Origin of the sequence: Mycobacterium sp. 1165178.9 (genome assembly GCF_001673555.1) — a bacterium.
GTDB lineage: Bacteria > Actinomycetota > Actinomycetes > Mycobacteriales > Mycobacteriaceae > Mycobacterium.
Window position 1 is genome coordinate 1 of record NZ_LZMB01000202.1, and the last position, 1,281, is coordinate 1,281.

A 1,281-nucleotide genomic window follows, 5' to 3' on the forward strand; every position below is an offset into this window, starting at 1 on the left:
ATGCTGATCTTCGCGGGCTTGGTGGGGATGGTCGCCCTTCGATTCATGCCGGAAGTCGCGGGCAAGCCGCTGCCGGGATCCGGGCCCGCGGTCGAAAGTGAGGCCGGCGAGCTGGCCGGCGCATGAGAGGTCGCTGGCCGGCTTCAGACCATGGCCCGGCGGCCGGCGAGCGCGCGACCGAGCGTCAGTTCGTCGGCGAACTCCAGGTCACCGCCCATCGGGAGCCCCGATGCGATCCGCGTGACCGTCAGCCCGGGGATGTCGCGCAGCATCCGCACCAGGTAGGTGGCGGTCGCCTCGCCTTCGGTGTTCGGATCGGTCGCGATGATCACCTCGGTGATGTCGACGTCGTCGACCCGTTCCCCGATCCGGCTCAACAGCTCGCGGATCCGCAGCTGATCGGGTCCCACCCCGGACAACGGATCGAGCGCACCGCCCAGCACGTGGTAGCGGCCACGGAATTCGCGGGTGCGCTCGACGGCCTGGATGTCTTTGGGCTCCTCGACGACGCACACCTGCGAGCCGTCCCGGCGGGGATCGGCGCAGATACGGCAGCGCTCGTTGTCGGAGACGTTGCCGCACACCGCACAGAACCGCACGCCGTCGCGGACCTTCGCCAGCACCGCGGTCAGCCGGTCGATATCCGGCGGTTCAACCGATAAGAGGTGAAAGGCGATGCGCTGGGCGCTCTTGGGTCCGATGCCCGGCAGCTTGCCGAGCTCGTCGATCAAATCCTGGACGGGTCCTTCGAACATGTCGGTCGCGGAGTCTAAAGCCCCTGCGCCGGCGCGGGCGGTTGCCCGGGCGGCGGGCCGAAGCCGCCGGCCAGCGACCCCAGCCGTTCCTGGGCCATCCGGGTGACCTGCTTGGAAGCGTCACCCATGGCGCCGACGATCAGGTCCTGCAAGGTCTCAACGTCAGACGGGTCGACGACGTCGACATCACCGAGGTGATCATCGCGACCGATCCGAACACCGAAGGCGAGGCGACCGCCACCTACCTGGTGCGGATGCTGCGCGACATCCCCGGGCTGACGGTCACGCGGATCGCATCGGGGCTCCCGATGGGCGGTGACCTGGAGTTCGCCGACGAACTGACGCTCGGTCGCGCGCTCGCCGGCCGCCGGGCCATGGTCTGAAGCCGGCCAGCGACCTCTCATGCGCCGGCCAGCTCGCCGGCCTCACTTTCGACCGCGGGCCCGGATCCCGGCAGCGGCTTGCCCGCGACTTCCGGCATGAATCGAAGGGCGACCATCCCCACCAAGCCCGCGAAGATCCGCAT

The 1,281-nt window shown here is 69.3% G+C and carries 1 protein-coding gene and 2 pseudogenes; 1 reads left to right on the plus strand and 2 read right to left on the minus strand.

Features of this window, described 5'->3' with window-relative positions:
• Nucleotides 1-143: 143 nt before the first annotated feature.
• Both recR and A5652_RS26590 read right to left on the minus strand, forming a co-directional pair.
• Entirely contained in the window at nucleotides 144-755 is a 612-nt protein-coding gene (gene recR, locus A5652_RS09525) for a recombination mediator RecR (protein ID WP_067349723.1), read from the minus strand.
• 14 nt (nucleotides 756-769) lie between these two features.
• Nucleotides 770-1,003: pseudogene (locus A5652_RS26590) on the minus strand (YbaB/EbfC family nucleoid-associated protein); the annotation flags it as partial.
• Between A5652_RS26590 and A5652_RS09530 the strand changes: the two are divergent.
• Nucleotides 923-1,138 (plus strand): annotated as a pseudogene (locus A5652_RS09530) (toprim domain-containing protein); the annotation flags it as partial. The pseudogenes A5652_RS26590 and A5652_RS09530 sit on opposite strands and share 81 nt — an antisense overlap.
• Nucleotides 1,139-1,281 lie beyond the last annotated feature (143 nt).

Excerpts from the sequence above, each read along its gene's own strand:
- recR (WP_067349723.1), bottom strand. The coding sequence starts at position 755 with ATGTTCGAAGGACCCGTCCAGGATTTGATCGACGAGCTCGGCAAGCTG.